The sequence below is a fragment of the Oceanobacillus sp. FSL W7-1281 genome, from assembly GCF_037969835.1.
GTDB lineage: Bacteria > Bacillota > Bacilli > Bacillales > Amphibacillaceae > Oceanobacillus > Oceanobacillus oncorhynchi.
The window spans coordinates 2440532-2461821 of sequence record NZ_CP150214.1 but is presented as its reverse complement, the minus strand read 5'-3'; the positions used below and the strand labels follow the sequence as shown (position 1 = coordinate 2461821).

The following is a 21290-nucleotide window of genomic DNA, read 5'->3' as shown; positions in this document are numbered from 1 at the left end:
CTCTATTAAAAGATAAAAATTAATAGGTATGTTTTAAGAGGGATTCTCATAGTTTGAAGTATAGGAACTATAGTGAAGTCAGGAGGATCTCAATGTATAATACCTCTCAACATTTATTAATCGGGCATATAAAACGGCACACAACCATTTATGTATTTACTGCCATTCTTTTTTTAACAGGTATCGTGTTCGGGGCTATCTTGGTAAATAGTATGGATTTTGTACAAAAACAAAATCTGTTCTTTTACCTGGAACGATTCTTTACGCAGCAAACAAATGAAGGAGAAGTTATCGGACGTCAGGATATATTTATTCAAAGTCTTCTTTATCATATTAAGTATCTTTCTTTTATTATATTATTGGCATTGAGTATGATTGGGCTCCCTATTATTTGGATTATGATATTCATGAAAGGGCTCGTTGTCGGTTTTTCAGTCGGTTTTATGGTCAATCAGCTGGGAGGGCAAGGGCTTCTTTTATCAACGATATCGATTGCTCCTCAAAACCTATTGATTATCCCTATATATATCATTGCGGGAAGTGCGGCTATGATATTTTCAATTGGTTTATGGCAGAAGCTTTTATTAAAGCATCAGTACCAGGAAGTATGGCCGCCTTTTATAAGATTGCTTATCACTTTTGCAATTTTAATTGTATGTACAGCATTAGCAGCTTTGATGGAAGCTTATCTGTCAAATACACTTCTGTTAGAATGGATAGAGAGGTATCATGGATAATCCTCCAGCGGGAGAATGAAGTTTCTTTACCTTAACTCCTTAACATTTTACATTACTTGCTTATTGCTTGATAAAAGGTATTTGTTTTAATATAATAATTTATGTTATTTTATAATAATTATTATTAACAATTGAGAATACCTTTGACACATGGAAGATAGATGCATATAATGAAAATGTAGAGTGAGGGAGGCGACTATCCATGGAACACCGGATTGAAAAAATAAAAAAACAGCTACATTCGCATAGCTACAAATTAACTCCCCAAAGGGAAGCTACGGTTCGAGTGCTTCTGGAAAGAGAAGACGATCACTTAAGTGCGGAGGATGTGTATCTTCTTGTAAAGGAGAAATCACCAGAAATTGGTCTGGCAACCGTTTATCGTACATTAGAATTATTATCCGAATTGAAAATAGTAGACAAAATTAATTTTGGTGATGGTGTATCCAGATATGATTTGCGTAAAGAAGGCGCAAAGCATTTCCATCATCATTTAGTATGTATTGAATGCGGCTCTGTTGAAGAAATTGAAAATGATTTATTAGGTGAAGTAGAACAAATCGTTGAAAATGACTGGGGCTTTGAAGTGAAGGATCATCGCTTAACCTTTCATGGGATTTGTCGCCAATGCCAAAAAGCAGCTGCAGCAGAAAAAGAAGATGTTCAAAAAGCAACATAAGTTATGAGAGTAAAACCTTTTTCCGGGAGAGAAAGGTTTTATTTTTATTTGGAGCAAAATACATATTGATAAGCAACAGGGATCATCTGCGGCAGCAAATGCTTTGGTGGCGGCAGAATGTCATTACACACTGCCGCCTGGCTGAAGCCGGTGAAGAAATTCAAATATATCTTTTTAAAATGCGGTCTACGCTGCCACCATAGACCTCGCCAAACATATTTAAATGAACAAGCAAGTAGAAAAGCTGGTAAATCGGCTTCACGTCCTGATAATAATCAGCTGGTGGCATTGCTTCCTGATATTGCGAATAAAACGTATTGGAAAATCCCCCAAAGAGTTCCGTGAAAGCTAGTTCAAATAAATGATCCCCGTAAAGTATAGAGGGATCAATCAGATAAGGTTGTCCTGCGCGCCCTGTGATCCAATTGCCTCCCCATAAATCGCCATGTAATAGAGAGACCCTGGGCTGATTGGGGAGATAGAGATTTAAATCACGAATCAATGCCTCTAGTTTTAAACGTCTGTTTTGGTTCATCCGATTGGACTGCACTGCCAAATCTAATTGAGGCTGCAGCCGATGCTCACGATAATAATCCACCCAATTGGTATACCATTCATTTGTCTGAGATAATTTTCCAACATAAGTTGATTGATCTAAACCATATGCTGTGGAGCCGCCGAATAAATGCATCGAGGCCAGCTGTTCGCCTAAACGCTGCTCTGCAGCTGCAGTTTCTTCTCCCTCAACCCACTCCATGATCAGCATCATTTCTTCATTTCCGGTGTAATTATCAAAGTAGTATACTTCAGGTACAGCAATTGTCTGTGTCGAACGAATTCTTTCCAGTCCATTTACTTCTATTTGAAAAAAATCACTGGCTGCATTTTGATTCGCTTTTATAAAGTATTCCTGCTTTCCGGTTTTTACATAGTAAGCCTGATTAATATCGCCGCCGGAAACGGGCGTCTTTGTTTCGATAGCGGAGTTGTCACCTAATTGTTTTAATTTTTCTCCAAGCACCTGTAATACCTCCTTTTTGATTAATTTTAGTATGGCAAAAATCTGGACGACACAAAAGTGTAAAAGTGTTTGTAGTTTAACTCTGCTTCCAATCATTGTATAATATTAACAGAAGGAGATGTACCGATTTTGTTCCTGTCCGCATCTTTTTCTTGTATTTTTGAAGAGCTTGTTTGCATATTCTAACTATAAGCGTGTTTGGCTGTGATACAGCGTAACAGCACAGGGAGGTTAGAGTATGGAGAAGCATGTTAAGGAAACTGTTAAAATATTTATTTGGTTTATGATAGGTGCTTGCTTTTTTTCGGTTTGTCTGCATTTTATATATAAAGAGTTTCAAGAAATGCATCGTTATGATTTGCCGGAAGGACCAGCGGTTAAGGTGGTGGAGGAGGGGATTCTCTGGTTTCCATTTGATTTTCTGAAAGGGGAATAAATATGTTGAAATATGCATTAGAAGATTTTTTTCATTTTCTGCGGGTAGAGAAGGGATTGTCAGATAATACCATCACTTCCTATCAGAGAGATCTTACTGCTTACGAGAAACATTTGACCCAAATCGGCTATAATGTTTGGAATGAAATCACCCGAAATGATATTATGCGCTTTTTGTATGAGCTAAAAGACAACGGTAAGTCGACTGCTACGATTTCGAGGCATATTTCTTCTATCAGATCCTTTCACCAATTTTTAATACGGGAGAGAATTGCTGATACAGATCCCAGTCTGCATATTGAGACTCCGAAAAAAGACCGGAAGCTTCCGGATACGCTTTCCCAGGAGGAAGTAGACCGATTATTAAGTATGAACACTGCAACAACGCTGTCGCTTCGCAACAAGGCGATGCTAGAATTATTATATGCCACGGGCTTGCGTGTATCTGAAATGATAGGTTTGAAATTGGAGGATTTACACCTGACGATGGGCTTTGTCCAATGTATGGGGAAAGGCTCGAAAGAAAGGATTGTTCCACTGGGAGACACAGCCAGAAAAACTCTGGAGGATTATATACAAACGGCGAGAAAAGAGCTTGTGAAGAAAAACAAACAGGAGAGTGCACTTTTTTTAAATCAGCATGGCCGTCCTTTAAGCAGACAGGGATTTTGGAAAATTTTAAAGGGATTGGCTATAGAAGCTGATATTCATAAGACAATCACTCCGCATACTTTAAGGCATTCTTTCGCCACACATCTATTGGAAAACGGAGCAGATCTAAGAATTGTACAAGAGATGCTTGGGCATGCGGATATATCGACAACACAAATTTATACGCATGTAACGAAAGCTAGGCTGAAGGATATCTATCAATCTTATCATCCTAGAGCTTAATTTTATCTTTATTAATTGTAAAAAAGCATTCCAACGAAAAGGGATTTCATTGACCTTTTGTTGTCAGACATCTAACATCTATAATAAATATCATACGGAACCGTAGTTTCGGGAATATAGTACATAGGAGGTAGATACAAATGAAACCATTTAAACGTGTATTTTTAATTGTCATGGATTCAGTAGGGATTGGAGAAGCACCGGACGCTGCAAAGTTTGATGATTTGGGAGCGGATACACTAGGTCATATTGCAGAAGAAATGAATGGGCTGGATATGCCGACGATGGGAAGCTTAGGCCTGAGCAATATTCGTGAAATTAAAGGGGTTGCTCCGGCGGCCAAGCCTAAAGCACATTATACAAAAATGCAGGAAGCTTCTAATGGAAAAGATACCATGACTGGTCATTGGGAAATTATGGGACTCCGAATCGATCAGCCATTCCGAACGTTCCCGGATGGATTCCCAGATGAACTTATTCAAGCATTAGAAGAAAAGACTGGAAGAAAAGTAATTGGCAATAAGCCGGCATCTGGAACAGAAATATTAGTAGAACTTGGAAAAGAACATGTCGAAACGGGCAGCTTGATTGTGTATACATCGGCAGATTCTGTTCTGCAGATTGCTGCTCATGAGGATGTGGTTCCTATTGATGAATTGTATCAGATTTGTGAAATTGCCAGAGAGCTCACACTGGATGAGAAGTATATGGTAGGGCGTGTCATTGCCCGTCCGTTCGTAGGTGAGCCGGGGGCTTTTGAACGCACATCCAACAGACATGACTACGCATTAAAACCTTTTGGGCGCACAGTGATGAATGAATTAAAAGATGCCGGAATTGACGTTATCGCACTTGGGAAAATATCTGATATTTATGATGGGGAAGGAGTGACAGAGGCAGTCCGTACAAAGGATAACGATGATGGAATGGTGAAAATAAGTGATTCGTTGAAAAAGGAATTCACCGGCTTAAGCTTCCTTAACCTGGTTGATTTCGATGCAAAGTATGGCCATCGAAGAGATCCAATGGGATATGGAAAAGCGCTGGAGACCTATGATAAACAGCTGCCGGAAATTCTTGATCAGCTGCAGCAAGATGATTTATTGATTATTACAGCTGACCACGGCAATGATCCGATACATCACGGAACGGATCATACCCGCGAATATGTGCCGTTGCTTGTTTACCACACAAGTATTGAAGAAGGGAAAGAGCTGCCGGTTAGGACAACCTTTGCGGATATCGGTGCAACCATTGCAGACAATTTTAATATTACATTACCGGAACATGGTACGAGCTTTTTAGACGATATTAAATAAATAGAGAGGGCGATTAACATGAATACGGTAGAGATTATCAATAAGAAAAAATATGGGGAAGCATTATCTTATGAAGAAATCGAGTATATGATAGATGGATATGTCAACGATACGATACCGGATTATCAAATCGCAAGCTGGTTGATGGCCGTATATTTTCAAGGTTTAAACAGTGATGAGACCTCTGCACTTACAGACTTCATGGTGAAGTCCGGGGAAACCATTGATTTATCCTTTTTAAATACCACGGTTGTAGATAAACACTCTACTGGCGGCGTAGGGGATAAGGTCAGTTTAGTAGTCGCTCCGATTATCACGTCCTTAGGCATCCCTTTTGCAAAAATGAGCGGACGCGGACTAGGTCATACGGGCGGAACAGTAGATAAGCTGGAATCGATTAAAGGGTTTCATACAGAGCTTCCGTTAGACAGGTTTAAAGAGCAGGTACAAGAATTAGGTATCGCGCTGGTCGGACAGTCAGGGAATTTAGTACCTGCGGATAAAAAGATTTATGCTTTAAGAGATGTGACAGGTACGGTTGACTCTATTCCATTAATTGCAAGCTCCATCATGAGTAAGAAAATAGCCTCCGGAGCAGATGCTATCGTATTAGATATTAAAGTCGGCAATGGCGCTTTTATGAAAACAGAAGAGGAAGCAAGGAAGCTTGCGGAAACAATGGTTGCCATCGGGAAAAAGTTAAATCGGGAAACCGTGGCTGTTTTAACCAATATGGATCAGCCTCTTGGCACAGAGATTGGCAATGGAAATGAAGTGCTGGAGGCAGTAAAATTATTACGTGACCAGGAATATAGTCAGGATTTATATGATGTCTCTGTAGAGATTGCTGCGCAAATGGTTTATCTGGCCGGAAAAGCAACCACGGAAGAACAAGGCAGAAAATTGGTTGAAGAAGTAATTCAAAATGGAGATGCTTATGAGAAGTTTGTTACCTTTATTGAGGCACAGGATGGGGATATGTCCAGTATTCATGAAATCGAAGCAAAGCAATCTATTGATGTGACTGCAGAGAAAGCAGGGTATATTTCTTCTGTCGAAACACAGCAGATGGGAGAGGCTGCTATGCTGCTCGGCGCCGGCAGAAAAACAAAGGATGATCAAATCGATCATCAAGTAGGAATCACCTTTCATGTAAAGCTGGGTGATAAGCTGCAGGCTGGCGATAAGCTTGCAACCATTCATACTAATATAGAAGATAATGCAGCTGTCATTCAGAAAATAAAGGATGCAATTACAATTTCAGAAAGTCCCGTTCAAGTAAATCCAAGTGTTATTGATGTTATTCATTAAATAGAGACGAGTGGAAAAAGAGCTTTAGAAATCACTGTATAGTGTCTAAAGCTCTTTTCTCTCTTTTTAAAATGGATTGGTCGCCCATTGTGCAGATTGCTTAATAAAAATACGCTGATTTAATTTTAATTGAGCTGTTATATATTCGGCGATATCTTCCGGCTGCATAAACTTATCTTCGTTCTTTTCTTCTAATTCATCGCCAAAAGCTAGCTCAGTTGCGACTAAGCTGGGATTCATGGTAAATACACGGATGTTTTCTCTGCGTACCTCCTGCATCAGAGCTTCTGACATGCCCTGAATGGCAAATTTAGAGGCACTGTAGGCAGTTGAGCCTGCTGTTGCTTTTAATCCATTGCTGGAAGAAATGTTAATAATGTCTCCTTTTTGCTTGCTGACAAGATGCGGCAGCACTTCCTTCAGCATATGATATGTTCCAAAAACATTTACTTCAAAAATATGCTTCCATACTTCCTCATCCATATCCTGAAAATTGCCGTAATTGCTTATTGCTGCATTATTAATCAAAATATCTGCTTTGCCTAATTGCTGTTCTAGCGTCTGAACCGCAGATTTAACTTGGTCATGCTTCGATATATCCGCACTGCAGGTGACAACAGACACACCTTCATTTTCTAACTCCTTTTGTACATTTTCCAGCTTTTCCTGGTTTCTGGCAATCAAACCAAGATGAATGCCTTCTTTCGCAAATTGGCGGGCGGTTGCTTTGCCAATCCCGCTGCTCCCGCCAGTAATATAAGCAATTTTACCCCTTACATCTTGACCCATTTCCAAAACTCCCTTCTTTTTCCCATTTCTCATCCTAGTATAGATGAGAGTTTGCTGAACAACAAAAAAGATGCTCTCTCCTTCATTTGTTAATCAAAAAATAGTATGAAATAGCGTCAATATGGAAATCCTAACAGTATTATTGTAATTTGGAGGGAAGCAGTATGAAGAGACGAATCTTATGCATGATTGGATTACTTATTGGAACGATATTTTTTAACTATTCAACCGTTTTAGCGAATGAAGAAAATAAAGAAGAAACAAAGTTAGCTGAGGATGCATTATCCAGTGTTTTAATCGAGCAAAACACAGGCACGGTATTGTTTGATAAAGATGCGCATGAACAATTACCGCCAGCCAGTATGACTAAAATAATGACCTTGCTTCTTATTATGGAAGCTTTAGAAAAAGGGGAAATCTCCAAAGAAGACATTGTTGTCGTCAGTGAATATGCTGCTTCAATGGGAGGGTCACAGGTATTCTTGGAGGCAGGGGAAGAAATGTCAGTTGATGATCTGATAAAAGGAATAGCGATTGCTTCAGGAAATGATGCCAGTGTTGCCATGGCAGAGAAGATTGCTGGAACAGAAGAGGAATTTGTCCGGGCGATGAATAAAAAAGCGGAAGAACTTGCATTGGAGAATACTCATTTTGCGAATACAACCGGGCTGCCGGCAGCCGATCATTATAGCAGCGCCTATGATATGGCAGTGATGACGAGGGAATTATTACATTTTGAAGATATCACAAATTATACATCCATTTACGAAGATTATTTACGACAGGGAGAGGAAAATGAGTTTTGGCTGGTAAATACAAATAAGCTGATTCGTTCATACCCGGGGGCAGATGGCATGAAGACGGGTTATACAAATGAAGCAAAGTATTGTCTTACAGCTACAGCCAAACGTGATGATATGCGGGTTATCGCTGTAGTTATGGGAGCAGAAACGCCTAAAGAACGTAACAAAATGATATCCGGATTAATGGATTATGGATTCCAAAGCTACCAAACGGAGCAGCTTTTTGCCAAAGAAGAAACTGTAATGGAGCTGAACAAAATAAAAGCAGATCCGCATCATTTTGATATTGTTACTGAACAGAGTGTGCATACCCTGCAGAAAAAAGGGCAGGAAGAAGCAGCTGTCACAACAGAAGTTTCCATTCAGGATAATTGGGAATTCCCAGTTAAAAAAGGCACCGTGGTTGGAGAGCTCACCGTCAAAGAAAATGATGAGCCTGTATACGCTACCCCGCTTATTGTGAACGAGGATATCAGCGAAGCATCTGTTTTAGAATTAGCAAAACGTACCATGCAAAAAATGGTGAAAGCAGCCGATTAACACGGATTTCCACTTCTTTTGTCGAGTAGCAGGAAATAGTCATTTGTTTAGAGAATACACTAACTAAGGACATTCCGAAAGTCTGTAAAAAGAGCTTGAGAAAGAATTTCCTGTTCTTTTTCCCGGACTTTTGAAGATGTATTTTAAGCAAAAACACAACTATTTCACAACAAAGAGGAGGAGCATTTGCACATGGGATTACAAACAACATTTGAAGTAAGAGGCGATGTGCTGATTGTACGTATGGAAGGTGAACTGGATCATCATGAGGCAGAAGGATTGAGAGATACGTGGAAGGATTGGATTTATATGCATTCCATCAAGCATATCATCTTGAATCTAAACGGAGTTAGTTTCATGGACAGTTCTGGGCTGGGGGTTGTTTTAGGACGTTATAAAGAAATTGTTCAATTAGGAGGAGAGATGGTTCTTTGTTCTGTGTCTCCTTCACTGCATCGTCTATTTGATATGTCAGGCTTTTACAAAATTATTCGTTTAGAAGAAAATGAAGAACGCGCACTTCAAGGCTTGGGGGTGACATCATGAGAAATGAAATGTCTTTTTCTTTTTCAAGTATCAGTGAAAATGAGGCTTTTGCCAGAGTTGCTGTTGCATCGTTTATCACACAGCTGGACCCGACAATGGAGGAATTAACAGAAATTAAAACCGTTGTTTCAGAAGCAGTGACAAATGCCATCATTCATGGCTATGGAAGCGAACCGCATCATAAGGTATATATTGACTGCGTTTTATACGATGGAGAAATAGAGCTGACCATCCGTGATGAGGGACAAGGTATTTTAAACATTGATGAAGCAAGGGAACCTTTATATACATCAAAGCCAGAAATGGAACGATCCGGCATGGGTTTTACAATCATTGAAAATTTCATGGATACCGTGGAAGTCATTTCTGCTCCTGAAAAAGGGACTTCCGTTTATATGAAAAAGCAATTATCCAAATCAAAAACGGTATATAATTAAGGTCTCTGTCGTGAATATTCATAAAACGGAGGAAAGAGAGCAGCTTTCCAATGAGCAGGTAAAGAAAATGATCCGGTTAAGCCAATCCGGTGATAACGAAGCAAGAGAAGAGCTGATCCGCCGAAATGTCCGGCTTGTCTGGTCTGTTGTGCAGCGATTTGTTAATCGTGGTTATGATCCAGATGACTTATTTCAAATTGGAAGCATCGGGCTGATCAAAGCAGTGGATAAATTTGATTTATCCTACAATGTTAAATTTTCTACCTATGCCGTTCCCATGATTATTGGGGAGATACAACGTTTTATTCGTGATGATGGCAGTGTGAAGGTCAGCCGATCTCTGAAGGAGATGGGGAATAAAATCCGCCGCAAACGGGAAGAAATGTCGAAAGATTTAGGCCGTTCTCCATCTGTAAATGAGCTGGCAGAAGCTTTAGAGCTGGAACCAGAAGAAATTGTACATGCACAGGAGGCAGCAAAATCACCTCAATCCATTCATGAAACGGTCTATGAAAGTGACGGAGATTCCATTACCTTATTAGACCAAATCGCGGAGCAGGACTCCAGATGGTTTGAGAAATTATCCATTCAGGAAGCCGTCCGGTCGCTTACTGAACGGGAAAGGTTAATTATTTACCTACGATATTATAAAGACCAGACACAGACCGAAGTAGCGGAAAGGCTCGGAATTTCCCAGGTACAGGTGTCCAGGCTGGAGAAAAAGATTTTAGAGGATATGAAAAAAAATATGGATGCAGGCTAAGAGGAAAGCTTATTTGTGTGACTCACACAGATAAGCTTTTTTTCAGTTGAGAAAGTATATGAAAAAAGCTGAAAATAACCATTTCAACAGGTTTCATGGAGTGAGTAAACAGCTAAAATCGGGACTGCGATTACTCGTTCCATCGAAGTCTTTTATAAGACTCCTGCTGAGTAAAGCCTTGTAATAATTTGTTCTCTTTTAACAAATACTATTGGTTAAGGAAATGAAGATAAGGGTGAGTTAACCATGGCAGAGCTTGTATATATAAGAATGCGGAAAAAAATAGTCCTGGAAGCATGGCAGGAGCTCAAACTAAAAGATATTGCTTATATATCCACACAGTCAAACAAAAAGGAATTATTGGAAGATACGTCGATTTACCGCCTATCCAAAAAAGATAAAAACATCTTGGTAATTGACAGCTTTTTGGTAATTGATCACCTTACAAAGGAATATTCCGATATTGAATTTCAGATGCTCGGACCGGAACAAACGCTGATACAAATTGAACCGCGTAAAAAAGCAACGCATCCTTTGGTTCTTACATTTGTCTGGCTGCTGCTGTTTGTCGGATCGGCAATGACTATTATGAACTTTCATTATGATGTAAGCATGCAGCCCGTCCAGCAAAAACTGCATTTTCTTCTGACTGGCACGGAAAATGAGTATCCTTTATGGATCCAGATTCCTTATTCATTAGGTCTTGGCGTAGGGACCATTCTTTTTTTTAATCATTGGTTTAAAAAAAGATTTAATGAAGAGCCAAGTCCGCTGGAAGTAGAAATTTTTAATTATCAGCAGGATTTACAGCAGTATATCAATACAATGGAAAATGAACTGAATGATCCAAGAAATTCTTCTTAATATCCTGCAAATTTTTATTGGCTTCAGCAGCGGAGTTGCAGTGGGTGCGGGTTTTGTTGCTTTTATTACGGTATTGGGGATTATTCCGAGGCTGATTCAATTAAGCAAGACAGAGAAATACATCAAAGTTTATGGAGCGGCAGTTATTATTGGTTTATTAATTGGGACTTATTTCTCTTTTGCCCCTATTTCAACGTCACAATCTGTTTTTGCGTTGATGCTATGGGGATTATTTCATGGCATTTTTAACGGAATGCTTGCTGCAGCGTTAACAGAAGTATTAAATGTTTTTCCGATTCTCTCTCGGAGGATAGGTATGGACGGCTATGTCATTTTATTTATGATGGCCCTGATGCTGGGTAAAGTGTTTGGTTCGCTGTTTCAGTGGGTTTATTTTGTCCGGTAAAATACAGCAGGTTTTTTTATCCAAATTTATAAATACTTGATAAATTCAAGCTTACAACCAAGAAGCTGAGACGCAAAACAGTTTTGCTTTTCCAATATAAGCTGACAAACAGAAGGTGATTACATGCAGACAGATAAAGAAAAAAAGAGCCCAATCTCTCCTCATATTGATGATATCTATGCGTATATGAAAAAGAGGGTAGGCTTAGAAAAATCGTATGATTTGGGATACAGGGAGACAGTCGTCCTGAATCAGCGTATCCAGATGTACTATGTAAATGGTCTGACGGATACGTCCGTTGTGCAGCAGATTTTAAAAGTAATGGTTGAAATCAATGATAATGAATCAGAAAGTGACAAGATTGGAAAAATCATTGAGAACCGGCTGGTCCATCAGCAGGTAGAACATGTTCAAACGATGGATGAAGCAGTTGATGAAGTACTCAGCGGTCTGATTGCCGTATTTATTGATGGAAAAGATTATGCACAAATTATTGATGTGCGTAATTATCCCGGAAGAACTCCGGAAGAACCGGATACAGAGAAAGTCATTCGCGGATCAAGGGATGGGTATACAGAAAATATTGTAGAAAACACAGCGCTCACCAGAAGACGCTTGCGGGACGAAAGTTTGCGGAATGAAATGATGAAAGTTGGCGAACGTTCGAAAACAGATGTTTGTATCACCTACATTGAAGATATAGCTAATCCGAATTTAGTAAAGCACTTAAAAGATCTGATTGGAAAAATTCAGGTCGACGGTATGTCAATGTCTGATAAATCATTAGAAGAATTTTTACTGGTTAAAAAATGGAATATATATCCGCTGGTTCGATATACAGAGAGACCAGATGTAGCGACAAGCCATTTATTAGAAGGCCATGTCATTATATTTGTTGATACTTCTCCCAGTGCCATTATTATTCCAACAACTTTTTTTCATCATTTGCAGCATGCGGAAGAATATCGGCAAGTGCCGACAATCGGTACATGTATTCGTTTTATTCGCTTTCTTGCTGTGCTGGCAGCATTATTTCTTTTGCCGACCTGGCTTCTGTTTGCGGTTGAACCGTCTTTTCTGCCGGATAAATTGAGTTTTATCGGACCCAATGATGAAGGGAACATTCCAATAACCGTTCAGATTATTATTGCAACGATAGGGATTGAATTCTTAAGAATGGCAGCGATACACACCCCGACTCCTTTATCCACAGCGATGGGGTTAATTGCAGCTGTTTTAATTGGGGAAATAGCGATTGAAGTCGGATTGTTTTCGCCCGAGGTTATTTTATACATTTCAACGGCTGCTATTGGAAATTATGTGACACCAAGCTATGAGTTAAGTGTTGCGAATAAGGTAGTTACGATTATTCTGGTTCTTGCGGTAGGATTATTCGGTTTTCCCGGCTATATGATCGGGATTACCCTTTATATTTTATTTATTGTTCAGATCAGATCGATGAGGACTCCATATATGTGGCCTTTGCTTCCTTTTAATTTAAATGCAATGAAACAAATTATATTTCGGATGCCGGTTCCAAATAACAAACATCGTCCGAGTATTGTACATCCGCGTAATAACTATCGCCGTCCTTAGAAAAGCTGTTCAAAAAGACAGGGACAGGGGCGCCTTCCGGTTACTTGCCGGCTGAAAAAATGGGGGACTGCGAATAGGAAGTACAGCAAGCCCTCAACCTTTGTTTATGACAACCTATTGATTGTTGCATCTCCTTCTGGCTGAAGTATTGTTTTTTGCTTTCATTATTTACTGTCTTGTGATAAAGTATTTAATTATTTAAACAATGGGGGAAAAAGAATGATACTTGATGCACACCCCTTTACCGTCAATACAAAGGGACATTTAGAAATTGGTGGTGTGGACACCATCGAATTAGCAGAAAAATATGGAACACCTTTATATGTCTACGACGTAGAAATGATCCGCAAGCATGCGAGAGCTTTTGTTCAAGCGTTTCGCGATGCAGGAATTGCTGGAAGGGTCGCCTATGCGAGCAAAGCGTTTTCAACCATTGCAATGCTTCAGGTTGCTAAACAAGAAGGGTTATGTCTAGACGTGATTTCTGAAGGTGAATTATATACAGCACTTCAAGCAGAATTTCCTGCTGAAAGAATTCATATGCATGGCAATAACAAAAATCAACAGGAAATTGCGATGGCTGTGGAGCATGACATCGGCTGTATCGTGATTGATAATTTTCATGATATTGAGCTGTTGAACCAAGAGCTAATCAACCAGGATAAAACGATGGATGTGTTGTTCCGGGTAACCCCTGGTGTGGAATCAAAGACGCATAAATACATTATGACAGGGAATGAAGACTCTAAATTTGGGTTCGACCTGCAAAATGGACAAGCAGAAGAGGCTCTTAAGAAGGTTTTGGGACATCCGAGAATTCACCTGAAAGGCCTTCACTGTCATATTGGTTCACAAATATTTGAAACAAATGGTTTTCGAGCAGCAACGGCTATCCTTTTTGCTAAGCTGGAGGATTGGAAGCAGAAATACCAATTTGAAGCGGATGTACTAAATTTAGGCGGAGGATTTGGCATTCGTTATACCAAAGATGACCAGCCGCTTCCGCTGGCGGAATATGTGAAAGATATGATTGACAGCGTGGAGGAAAATTGCGATAAATATAAGATGAAATTTCCAGAGATTTGGATTGAGCCCGGCCGCTCGATTGTAGGCGATGCAGGAATTACGTTATATACAATCGGATCTAACAAAAAAATTCCTGGTGTGAGAGAATATTATTCCATTGATGGCGGGATGACAGATAATATTCGCCCTGCATTATATCAATCAAAATATGATGCGGTGATTGCAAATCGTCCGCAAGCCAGTCCGGAAAAAGAAGTTTCTATCGCAGGGAAGTGCTGTGAATCTGGTGATATGCTGATTTGGGACCTTCCAGTGCCGCGTATTGAGGATAAGGATATCCTGGCTGTGTTCTCGACAGGAGCGTATAATTACTCGATGGCAAGCCATTACAATCGTTTGACCAAACCTGCTGTTGTGTTTATTGAAGAAGGGCAGGATCATCTTGTCGTCAGGAGAGAAACATATCAAGATATTGTTAAAAATGATCTGTCTTATGATGGGATAAAGAGCTTTACTTGAACGGAATAAGTGGTAAAATAAAGTATAATTGTTTTTAGAAGGAGATTTGCTGAAATGAAAAAAGGTTATATCGAAATGGAAAATGGAAATAAAATTGAATTTGAATTGTATCCAAATGAAGCGCCGGGAACAGTAGCTAACTTTGAAAAATTAGCGAATGAAAAATTTTATGATGGATTGACTTTTCATCGCGTAATCCCCGGTTTTGTCAGCCAGGGTGGCTGTCCAGTTGGTAATGGTACAGGCTCTGCGGGATATACAATTAAATGTGAAACAGAAGGGAATCCGCATAAACACGAGGAAGGCTCTTTATCTATGGCGCATGCCGGAAAAGATACAGGAAGCTCTCAATTTTTCATTGTTCATGAGCCGCAGCCGCATTTAAATGGCGTACACACAGTTTTTGGAAAAGTTACCTCCGGTGTTGAGCTTGCAAAAGCAATGTCTAACGGAGATGTAATGAAAGAGATTCGTGTCGAAGGATAACATTATTTTTCTCTCTTCATCGTTATCGTTGTTTTTACTTAAATTTTAAAATGGTGCTTTTCATTATATTGGAAATGCGTTATACTTTCAAAGTAAATACTGATTAAAATTTAAAAGGATTACCATACAAGAAATTTAATGAGGGGTAATTATGTTAATTCGCTTTAAAAGAAACTTAGAAAAAATTGCTATGGGCTTATTATCATTTATGCCTGAGGAAAAAGATGTAAAAAAATTGCAAGAAACGATTCGCGAGTATGAAGAAAATGAAGATTTGCATTTACATTTGTGGAAAGAAGGCGATGACGTCCTCGGAGCAATCGGCGTACAAATCGTGGATGACAATCAATTGGTTATTAACCACCTTACCGTGAATCCATCTCATCGGGATCATGGAATCGGTTCACGAATGATTGCTGAGATTCATCGTATTTATTCAAATAAATACGAGATTGTGCCCTCTGAAAGTGTAAAAGCCTTTTACGAGAAAGCAAAAAATGATGATAAAAGCCAACCCTGATACGGGTTGGCTTTTCATTCGTTGCAAAGTCTATTTATTTCAAGTATTTTAGTACCAAGCTGCTCCTACAATTACTAATAAAATAAATAGTACAACGATTAAAGCAAATCCACCTGCGTAACCACCAGAATAACCACTCATTTTATTTCCTCCTTTTTAGTTCAATCCATAAATGTTTTGTGCTAACATTTATATTACGTTATAACTTATGTAAGCTGAGCAAATAGTGTATGGGCTTTTGCAATTAATTTATTACTTTTTAAAGTAAATAATGCATTGTTTTGGTCAGCTTGAGAGGAATTAAAGCGATGATTCAAGGATATGAAGTTAAATTAGAAAAATTTGAAGGACCTTTAGATTTATTGCTTCATTTAATAAATCACTATGAAATCGATATTTATGACATTCCGGTTGCTCAGATTACACAACAGTATATGGATTATATTCATACAATGCAGCATTTGGAATTAAATATTGCCAGTGAATATCTGGTAATGGCTTCGACCTTGCTGGCAATCAAAAGCCAGATGCTGCTTCCCAAGCAGGAATTCGAGGAGGAAGAGATGGACGAAGCATATATGGAGGATCCGCGTGAAGAACTGATGCAGCGTTTAATTGAATATCGAAAATATAAAGAAGCTGCGGAAGCATTAAAAGAAAAAGAGGCGAAAGAGCAGCAGGTCTATACGCGCTCGCCAGTTGTTTTTGATTTTAAAGATGTTCTGCCTGAAAATGTGAATGCAGGGAATGCTTCTGTTTTTGATATGATTGGCGCTTTGAAAAAAATGATGCAGCGAAATCAATGGAAAGAGCCGCAAGATACCGTTATCGAACGAACGGAAATACCGATAGAAAAACGGATGGATGAAGTACTGCAGCAGGTGAAGGGCAGCAAAAATGGCATTGCATTCTATGCTCTGTTTCCTGTTCCTACAAAATCCTATATCGTCTCCACTTTTGTGGCTGTTTTGGAATTAATGAAAAAAAGAGAAGTATATGCAATGCAAGAAAATCATTTTGAAGAATTATATGTTTATAGCATGGAGGAGTCATCGTGGAATTAGATTATTTAAAAGGGGTTGCGGAAGGCCTGTTATTTGCCGGCGGTGATGAAGGGATAACCGTGAGCGAGCTGAGCAATGTCCTTGATGTTTCCTTAGAAGAGGTTCGTCAAATTGTAGATGAGCTTCAAACAGATTATAAAGAACAGAATCGGGGGCTGATGATTCTCAATGCTAATGGGATGCTCAGCTTAACAACCAAACCGGATCACAGTGAATATTTTAAGAAATGGGTTATTCAGCCCAAGCCGAGCAGGATGTCTCAGGCTGCGTTAGAAACATTAGCAATCATTGCTTATCAGCAGCCGATAACACGGACGGAGATTGATGAGATACGGGGTGTCCGCAGTGAAAGACCTCTGCAAACCTTAGTATCCCGGATGTTAGTAGAGGAATGCGGAAGAAAAGAAACAGTCGGCCGCCCGACTCTTTTTAGAACAACAAAGGAATTTCTCACCTTTTTCGGTTTGTCTACGCTTGAAGAGTTACCGGAATTAGAAACCTCCTTAGACTCTGAAGCGGATGCATCCGATGTTGATTTATTTTTCGACCAGTTTCCGAACGAGTAAATAACAAGACCTTACAGATAAGTGATTCCCGCTTATCTGTAAGGTTTTTTTCGTCCCTAATATACATAATAGCTTGTTCCTCACATATAAATAAACAAGAAGCATGTTATGACTGGCTGGCAGACAAGGAGTTAGAAATAATGCAGTGTTTAATGAGGAGGAGCCAAGCTGATGCGTTTGTTTATATGGATAATTGTCATCATCATTAGTTTTTTATCATTCCCAATTCATGGACATGCTGCGGTAAATGTATCCGCACAGCATGCTATTTTAATTGAACAGTCCTCAGGCAGAGTTTTATTTGAAAAAAATGCAGAGGAACCAGCTTCCATAGCAAGCATTACCAAAATAATGACTGCAATTATTGCTGTGGAGTCTGGAAAAATGAATGAACAGGCGACGGTTTCCAGAAATGCCATTTATACAGAAGGGTCATCAATTTATCTAGAGCAGGGCGAAAAGATGACGCTGACAGATTTAGTGTATGGACTGATGCTCCGTTCAGGTAATGACGCTGCTGTAGCGATTGCGGAGCATGTTGGCGGAAGTGAAGAAGGATTCGTTTATTTAATGAATGAAAAGGCTAAATGGCTGGGGATGGAGAATACACACTTTGATAATCCGCATGGGTTAGATTCTGATACACATTATTCAAGCGCTCATGATATGGCGATTCTCATGCAATATGCAATGGAAAATCCAATTTTTCAAGAGATAAGCGGGGAAACCAGTTATTTATCGGAGAACAGGACGTACCACTGGCAAAATAAAAACAAGCTGCTGACCTATTTTTATGAATATTGTACTGGAGGGAAAACAGGGTACACCAAGCAGACAGGCCGGACGCTTATTACCACTGCGGAGAAGGATGGAATGGAGTTAATTGCAGTAACACTGGATGCTCCAGACGACTGGCAGGATCATATTTCGATGTTTGAGTGGGGCTTTGACCAATTTGAAATGACAGAGGTTGATAAGAACGGGGAAGCGATAACAAATAGGGGTACATCGAGTGAAACTGTCCAGGTGCCGCTTTATAAAAATAGGCATGATGACTGGGCAAAGGACGTTTATCTCAAACAAAACAGGCCGGCGCTTCAGACAAGCAATGCGCATCAAGTGCACCAAGAGGAAGATTTGTTGAGTGAGGTAATGCATGTATTTCATTCGATAATAAGGTGGGATGCAAATGATTAATTGGATTTGGATCTGCATGGCTGCCATTGGAATTATTTATGCAATGTTTTCAGGCAATATGGAAGCAGTGAACGAAGCTATTTTTGAAAGTGCTGCACAGGCAGTTACGTTAGCTATAGGATTGATCAGTATCTTAGTGTTTTGGCTGGGGATGATGCGTATTGCAGAAGAAGCGGGTATTTTACGGGGGCTTGCCAAAATTTTTCGTCCGATTATTACGAAAATATTCCCGGAAATACCAAAGGATCATCCAGCGTTGGGCTATATTTTATCTAATTTAACTGCAAATATGTTTGGGCTGGGCAACGCTGCTACCCCTTTAGGAATTAAAGCAATGGAGGAAATGAAAAAACTAAATAAGCATTCAGAAACAGCATCTCGTTCAATGATAACTTTCCTTATTTTAAATACCACCGGACTGACATTAATCCCCACAACGGTCATCGGTATCAGGATGCAATACGATTCTGCTTCTCCAACTGAAATTGTCGGAGTGACGTTATTGGTTACCTGTATTGGTACCATTGCCGGGCTGATTATTGATCGGTTTTTTTATTATAAGAGTACGTGGAGGAAATCATAATGGGGTTTATCAGCGTAATTAGTATTTGGATGATTCCTTGTTTTATTTTGATCATTATGATAGCAGCAAGCATTAAGAAATTACCAGCATATGATTTGTTTGTGGAAGGAGGAAAGGAAGGCGTAAAAACAGCTGTTTCTTTACTCCCTTTTTTAGTAGGAATGATTACTGCTATTTCGATATTGCGCAGCTCCGGGGCGTTAGATGCATTTGTAGATGTATTATCTCCTCTGCTGGCCTTTATCGGTTTTCCTGCAGAAGTTTTACCCCTTGCACTCATCCGTCCAATCTCCGGAACTGCAGCGTTAGGGATGACAACTGAAATCATTGCCACCTATGGGCCGGATTCTTTTATCGGGACAATTGCTTCGGTTATGCAGGGAAGCACGGATACTACCTTATATGTACTTACCATCTATTTCGGTGCAATCGGTATTAAAAAAATTCGTTATGCACTGCAGGCCGGATTATTAGCTGATTTAATTGCTATACTTGCAGCCGTATTTCTTGTTACAATGATGTTTGGGTAAATAATCAGCTGAAGTGGAGATACCTTTTCCCTAAAATTATACTTTCCTAACAGATAAAATAAGGCTATGATGAAGATATGCAAAAAAAATATCTTTATCATAGGCTTTCTTATTTTTGTGAAAACAGCAGATTATTAGGTATAACAAGGGAAAATAGTATAATATAAGAAAGCGATACATGGATTGGAGATTGGATATCAGTTACAGCATGTTATCCATTTTGGGGAAAATAAAAGAAAAAGATAGGAGATTTATATGTCAAAGTATGAAGAAAGATTACAAAAGGTTATTGCTCAAAGCGGAGTGACATCCAGAAGAAAGGCTGAGCAATTGATTCTTGATGGAAAAGTAAAAGTAAATGATCAAATCGTCACAGAGATGGGGGTAAAGGTAACCTCCCAGGATAAAGTAGAGGTAAATGGGGTTCCGCTTGAAAAAGAGGAATTTGTATATTATTTGCTGTATAAGCCTAGAGGAGTCATCTCCAGCGTGAAAGATGATAAAAATAGAAAAGTAGTTACCGATTTTCTTCCGGAAGTCGAAGAACGCATTTTTCCGGTAGGCCGGCTGGATTATGACACATCAGGAATATTACTGTTAACGAATGATGGGGAATTTGCCAATCAGCTGATGCACCCAAGTAAAGAGATTAATAAAGTGTATGTAGCAAAAATCAAAGGTATTCCTCATAAAAAGGAATTGTTAAAATTACGGAAGGGTGTTGTATCTGACGGAGAGAAATTAAAAGCTGTCGATGTTCATATGCTCTCCAATGACAAAGAAAAGAAAACTTCCATTATTGAATTGACGCTGCATGAGGGCAAAAACAGACAGGTGCGCAGAATGCTGGAAGCGATTGACTTTCCAGTAATGAAACTGAAGCGTGAGCAATATAGCTTTTTGACACTGCACGGATTAAATGCTGGTGAATATAGAGCACTTACGCCGAAAGAAGTCAATCAGCTTCGGAATATGTCCACAAAATTGTAAGATAATATTCAAATTTAAACGCTTTAGTCAATGTTATAATGAGTTGGGAAAGGGGGTCGGAAAACCATGAGCAGGGAAGCAAGAGATATTCAAAAACAAAAAAAGAAACGAAATCGCTTCATTTTTCGTTCTTCTATATTAGTTGTGTTGGTGGGCGCAGTCATATTTGCACTATTTTCAAATTCAAAGGACGAGGATGAGATATACCGTGCAGGCGACGCTGCTCCTGATTTTCAATTGACTCAAGTAAATGACGCTGTTGATGAAGATATTACACAGCTCAGCGATTTCGAAGGCAAAGGGGTTATGCTAAACTTTTGGGCAACATGGTGCGGACCGTGTAAAGACGAAATGCCGTATATGCAGGAATTGTATCCGGAATACAAAGAAAAAGGCGTTGAAATTGTAGCAGTCAGTCTAGATGGAACTGAATTAGTTATTGATAATTTTATTGAAGATTATGGATTGACTTTCGCTATTCCGCATGATACAAATTCGGATGTCAGAGACTTGTATCGAATCAGGCCGATGCCGACAACCTTCTTCATTAATCCGGATGGTACGATAAATGAGGTTGTCCAAGGAGCTTTGACATTAGAAAGATTAGAGGGGCATTTAGACGCAATCACACCGGATGCATCATGATAATCCATGAGAATGGGGGCAGAC

26 protein-coding genes are annotated in these 21290 nt (G+C 39.4%); 23 read left to right on the top strand and 3 right to left on the bottom strand.

Annotated elements, in window-relative coordinates; genetic code table 11:
• The first annotated feature begins 92 nt into the window (after positions 1-92).
• Entirely contained in the window at positions 93-737 is a 645-nt protein-coding gene (gene spoIIM / locus MKX55_RS12290; protein WP_339177357.1) for a stage II sporulation protein M, read from the top strand.
• A 202-nt stretch (positions 738-939) separates the two neighbouring features.
• Positions 940-1416, top strand: coding sequence for a Fur family transcriptional regulator (locus tag MKX55_RS12285; protein WP_042534256.1), 477 nt, complete (start codon positions 940-942; stop codon positions 1414-1416).
• 160 nt (positions 1417-1576) lie between these two features.
• On the opposite strand, the gene MKX55_RS12280 is transcribed toward MKX55_RS12285, so the two are convergent.
• Positions 1577-2437, bottom strand: a complete 861-nt coding sequence (locus MKX55_RS12280; RefSeq protein WP_339233069.1) for a fructosamine kinase family protein — start codon at positions 2435-2437, stop codon at positions 1577-1579.
• A 238-nt stretch (positions 2438-2675) separates the two neighbouring features.
• Between MKX55_RS12280 and MKX55_RS12275 the strand changes: the two genes are divergently transcribed.
• From MKX55_RS12275 to MKX55_RS12260, 4 genes are all read left to right on the top strand, one after another.
• Positions 2676-2873 (top strand): DUF4227 family protein, encoded by a 198-nt coding sequence (locus tag MKX55_RS12275; protein WP_339233068.1) that lies wholly within the window; start codon positions 2676-2678, stop codon positions 2871-2873.
• A 2-nt stretch (positions 2874-2875) separates the two neighbouring features.
• Positions 2876-3766, top strand: a complete 891-nt coding sequence (gene xerD / locus MKX55_RS12270) for a site-specific tyrosine recombinase XerD (protein ID WP_339177351.1) — start codon at positions 2876-2878, stop codon at positions 3764-3766.
• A 140-nt stretch (positions 3767-3906) separates the two neighbouring features.
• A complete protein-coding gene (deoB, locus tag MKX55_RS12265) occupies positions 3907-5085 on the top strand; it encodes a phosphopentomutase (RefSeq protein ID WP_339233066.1) in 1179 nt (392 codons plus the stop codon).
• Between the two features lie 18 nt (positions 5086-5103).
• Positions 5104-6396, top strand: coding sequence for a pyrimidine-nucleoside phosphorylase (locus MKX55_RS12260; RefSeq protein WP_339233065.1), 1293 nt, complete (start codon positions 5104-5106; stop codon positions 6394-6396).
• Positions 6397-6462: 66 nt separating this feature from the next.
• On the opposite strand, the gene MKX55_RS12255 is transcribed toward MKX55_RS12260, so the two are convergent.
• Complete coding sequence (locus MKX55_RS12255; RefSeq protein WP_339233064.1) at positions 6463-7185, bottom strand: 3-ketoacyl-ACP reductase; 723 nt, start codon at positions 7183-7185, stop codon at positions 6463-6465.
• Positions 7186-7349: 164 nt separating this feature from the next.
• Between MKX55_RS12255 and MKX55_RS12250 the strand changes: the two genes are divergently transcribed.
• The 10 genes from MKX55_RS12250 to MKX55_RS12205 all read left to right on the top strand — a co-directional run bounded on the left by MKX55_RS12250 (position 7350) and on the right by MKX55_RS12205 (position 15691).
• A complete protein-coding gene (locus tag MKX55_RS12250; RefSeq protein WP_339233063.1) occupies positions 7350-8528 on the top strand; it encodes a D-alanyl-D-alanine carboxypeptidase family protein in 1179 nt (392 codons plus the stop codon).
• A gap of 192 nt (positions 8529-8720) precedes the next feature.
• Complete coding sequence (gene spoIIAA / locus MKX55_RS12245) at positions 8721-9074, top strand: anti-sigma F factor antagonist (RefSeq protein ID WP_042534242.1); 354 nt, start codon at positions 8721-8723, stop codon at positions 9072-9074.
• A complete protein-coding gene (gene spoIIAB, locus MKX55_RS12240) occupies positions 9071-9511 on the top strand; it encodes an anti-sigma F factor (RefSeq protein WP_042534241.1) in 441 nt (146 codons plus the stop codon). Before spoIIAA ends, spoIIAB begins: the two co-directional genes overlap by 4 nt.
• Before the next feature lie 10 nt (positions 9512-9521).
• The gene (gene sigF, locus MKX55_RS12235) at positions 9522-10274 is read left to right on the top strand and encodes an RNA polymerase sporulation sigma factor SigF (RefSeq protein ID WP_042534240.1); all 753 of its coding nucleotides are present in this window, start codon (positions 9522-9524) and stop codon (positions 10272-10274) included.
• Between the two features lie 246 nt (positions 10275-10520).
• A complete protein-coding gene (locus tag MKX55_RS12230) occupies positions 10521-11138 on the top strand; it encodes a stage V sporulation protein AA (protein ID WP_339233062.1) in 618 nt (205 codons plus the stop codon).
• Positions 11116-11544: a stage V sporulation protein AB gene (locus MKX55_RS12225; RefSeq protein ID WP_042534236.1), complete on the top strand. Its 429-nt coding sequence runs from the start codon at positions 11116-11118 to the stop codon at positions 11542-11544. Before MKX55_RS12230 ends, MKX55_RS12225 begins: the two co-directional genes overlap by 23 nt.
• Before the next feature lie 123 nt (positions 11545-11667).
• Positions 11668-13140 (top strand): spore germination protein, encoded by a 1473-nt coding sequence (locus tag MKX55_RS12220; protein WP_339233061.1) that lies wholly within the window; start codon positions 11668-11670, stop codon positions 13138-13140.
• 219 nt (positions 13141-13359) lie between these two features.
• On the top strand, positions 13360-14685 hold the full coding sequence (gene lysA / locus MKX55_RS12215) for a diaminopimelate decarboxylase (protein ID WP_339233060.1): 1326 nt from the start codon (positions 13360-13362) through the stop codon (positions 14683-14685).
• Between the two features lie 54 nt (positions 14686-14739).
• A complete protein-coding gene (locus tag MKX55_RS12210) occupies positions 14740-15171 on the top strand; it encodes a peptidylprolyl isomerase (RefSeq protein ID WP_042534229.1) in 432 nt (143 codons plus the stop codon).
• 151 nt (positions 15172-15322) lie between these two features.
• Positions 15323-15691: a GNAT family N-acetyltransferase gene (locus tag MKX55_RS12205; RefSeq protein ID WP_339177334.1), complete on the top strand. Its 369-nt coding sequence runs from the start codon at positions 15323-15325 to the stop codon at positions 15689-15691.
• A gap of 48 nt (positions 15692-15739) precedes the next feature.
• On the opposite strand, the gene MKX55_RS12200 is transcribed toward MKX55_RS12205, so the two are convergent.
• Positions 15740-15832 (bottom strand): YjcZ family sporulation protein, encoded by a 93-nt coding sequence (locus MKX55_RS12200; protein WP_040981479.1) that lies wholly within the window; start codon positions 15830-15832, stop codon positions 15740-15742.
• Positions 15833-15999: 167 nt separating this feature from the next.
• Between MKX55_RS12200 and MKX55_RS12195 the strand changes: the two genes are divergently transcribed.
• The 7 genes from MKX55_RS12195 (at position 16000) to resA (ending at position 21266) form a co-directional block, all read left to right on the top strand.
• Entirely contained in the window at positions 16000-16755 is a 756-nt protein-coding gene (locus MKX55_RS12195) for a segregation/condensation protein A (protein ID WP_339177330.1), read from the top strand.
• On the top strand, positions 16746-17321 hold the full coding sequence (scpB, locus tag MKX55_RS12190) for an SMC-Scp complex subunit ScpB (RefSeq protein ID WP_339177328.1): 576 nt from the start codon (positions 16746-16748) through the stop codon (positions 17319-17321). The genes MKX55_RS12195 and scpB overlap by 10 nt, the downstream gene beginning before the upstream one ends.
• A 171-nt stretch (positions 17322-17492) precedes the next feature.
• Positions 17493-18518, top strand: coding sequence for a D-alanyl-D-alanine carboxypeptidase family protein (locus MKX55_RS12185; RefSeq protein ID WP_339177326.1), 1026 nt, complete (start codon positions 17493-17495; stop codon positions 18516-18518).
• Positions 18511-19101 carry a nucleoside recognition domain-containing protein gene (locus tag MKX55_RS12180; RefSeq protein WP_339177324.1) on the top strand — a complete coding sequence of 197 codons (591 nt, stop codon included), beginning with the start codon at positions 18511-18513 and terminating at the stop codon, positions 19099-19101. Before MKX55_RS12185 ends, MKX55_RS12180 begins: the two co-directional genes overlap by 8 nt.
• Complete coding sequence (locus tag MKX55_RS12175; protein WP_339177321.1) at positions 19101-19631, top strand: spore maturation protein; 531 nt, start codon at positions 19101-19103, stop codon at positions 19629-19631. Before MKX55_RS12180 ends, MKX55_RS12175 begins: the two co-directional genes overlap by 1 nt.
• Positions 19632-19886: 255 nt before the next feature.
• On the top strand, positions 19887-20621 hold the full coding sequence (locus MKX55_RS12170) for a pseudouridine synthase (RefSeq protein ID WP_339177319.1): 735 nt from the start codon (positions 19887-19889) through the stop codon (positions 20619-20621).
• Between the two features lie 66 nt (positions 20622-20687).
• Positions 20688-21266, top strand: a complete 579-nt coding sequence (resA, locus tag MKX55_RS12165) for a thiol-disulfide oxidoreductase ResA (RefSeq protein WP_339177317.1) — start codon at positions 20688-20690, stop codon at positions 21264-21266.
• Positions 21267-21290 lie beyond the last annotated feature (24 nt).

Excerpts from the sequence above, each read along its gene's own strand:
- MKX55_RS12225 (WP_042534236.1), top strand. The coding sequence starts at position 11,116 with ATGATCCAAGAAATTCTTCTTAATATCCTGCAAATTTTTATTGGCTTC.
- MKX55_RS12200 (WP_040981479.1), bottom strand. The coding sequence starts at position 15,832 with ATGAGTGGTTATTCTGGTGGTTACGCAGGTGGATTTGCTTTAATCGTT.
- resA (WP_339177317.1), top strand. The coding sequence starts at position 20,688 with ATGAGCAGGGAAGCAAGAGATATTCAAAAACAAAAAAAGAAACGAAAT.
- MKX55_RS12175 (WP_339177321.1), top strand. The coding sequence starts at position 19,101 with ATGGGGTTTATCAGCGTAATTAGTATTTGGATGATTCCTTGTTTTATT.
- spoIIAA (WP_042534242.1), top strand. The coding sequence starts at position 8,721 with ATGGGATTACAAACAACATTTGAAGTAAGAGGCGATGTGCTGATTGTA.
- MKX55_RS12220 (WP_339233061.1), top strand. The coding sequence starts at position 11,668 with ATGCAGACAGATAAAGAAAAAAAGAGCCCAATCTCTCCTCATATTGAT.
- spoIIM (WP_339177357.1), top strand. The coding sequence starts at position 93 with ATGTATAATACCTCTCAACATTTATTAATCGGGCATATAAAACGGCAC.
- MKX55_RS12170 (WP_339177319.1), top strand. The coding sequence starts at position 19,887 with ATGTCAAAGTATGAAGAAAGATTACAAAAGGTTATTGCTCAAAGCGGA.
- MKX55_RS12180 (WP_339177324.1), top strand. The coding sequence starts at position 18,511 with ATGATTAATTGGATTTGGATCTGCATGGCTGCCATTGGAATTATTTAT.
- MKX55_RS12250 (WP_339233063.1), top strand. The coding sequence starts at position 7,350 with ATGAAGAGACGAATCTTATGCATGATTGGATTACTTATTGGAACGATA.
- spoIIAB (WP_042534241.1), top strand. The coding sequence starts at position 9,071 with ATGAGAAATGAAATGTCTTTTTCTTTTTCAAGTATCAGTGAAAATGAG.
- MKX55_RS12205 (WP_339177334.1), top strand. The coding sequence starts at position 15,323 with ATGTTAATTCGCTTTAAAAGAAACTTAGAAAAAATTGCTATGGGCTTA.
- MKX55_RS12185 (WP_339177326.1), top strand. The coding sequence starts at position 17,493 with ATGCGTTTGTTTATATGGATAATTGTCATCATCATTAGTTTTTTATCA.
- deoB (WP_339233066.1), top strand. The coding sequence starts at position 3,907 with ATGAAACCATTTAAACGTGTATTTTTAATTGTCATGGATTCAGTAGGG.
- xerD (WP_339177351.1), top strand. The coding sequence starts at position 2,876 with ATGTTGAAATATGCATTAGAAGATTTTTTTCATTTTCTGCGGGTAGAG.
- MKX55_RS12230 (WP_339233062.1), top strand. The coding sequence starts at position 10,521 with ATGGCAGAGCTTGTATATATAAGAATGCGGAAAAAAATAGTCCTGGAA.
- MKX55_RS12275 (WP_339233068.1), top strand. The coding sequence starts at position 2,676 with ATGGAGAAGCATGTTAAGGAAACTGTTAAAATATTTATTTGGTTTATG.
- MKX55_RS12255 (WP_339233064.1), bottom strand. The coding sequence starts at position 7,185 with ATGGGTCAAGATGTAAGGGGTAAAATTGCTTATATTACTGGCGGGAGC.
- MKX55_RS12210 (WP_042534229.1), top strand. The coding sequence starts at position 14,740 with ATGAAAAAAGGTTATATCGAAATGGAAAATGGAAATAAAATTGAATTT.
- MKX55_RS12285 (WP_042534256.1), top strand. The coding sequence starts at position 940 with ATGGAACACCGGATTGAAAAAATAAAAAAACAGCTACATTCGCATAGC.
- MKX55_RS12260 (WP_339233065.1), top strand. The coding sequence starts at position 5,104 with ATGAATACGGTAGAGATTATCAATAAGAAAAAATATGGGGAAGCATTA.
- MKX55_RS12195 (WP_339177330.1), top strand. The coding sequence starts at position 16,000 with ATGATTCAAGGATATGAAGTTAAATTAGAAAAATTTGAAGGACCTTTA.
- lysA (WP_339233060.1), top strand. The coding sequence starts at position 13,360 with ATGATACTTGATGCACACCCCTTTACCGTCAATACAAAGGGACATTTA.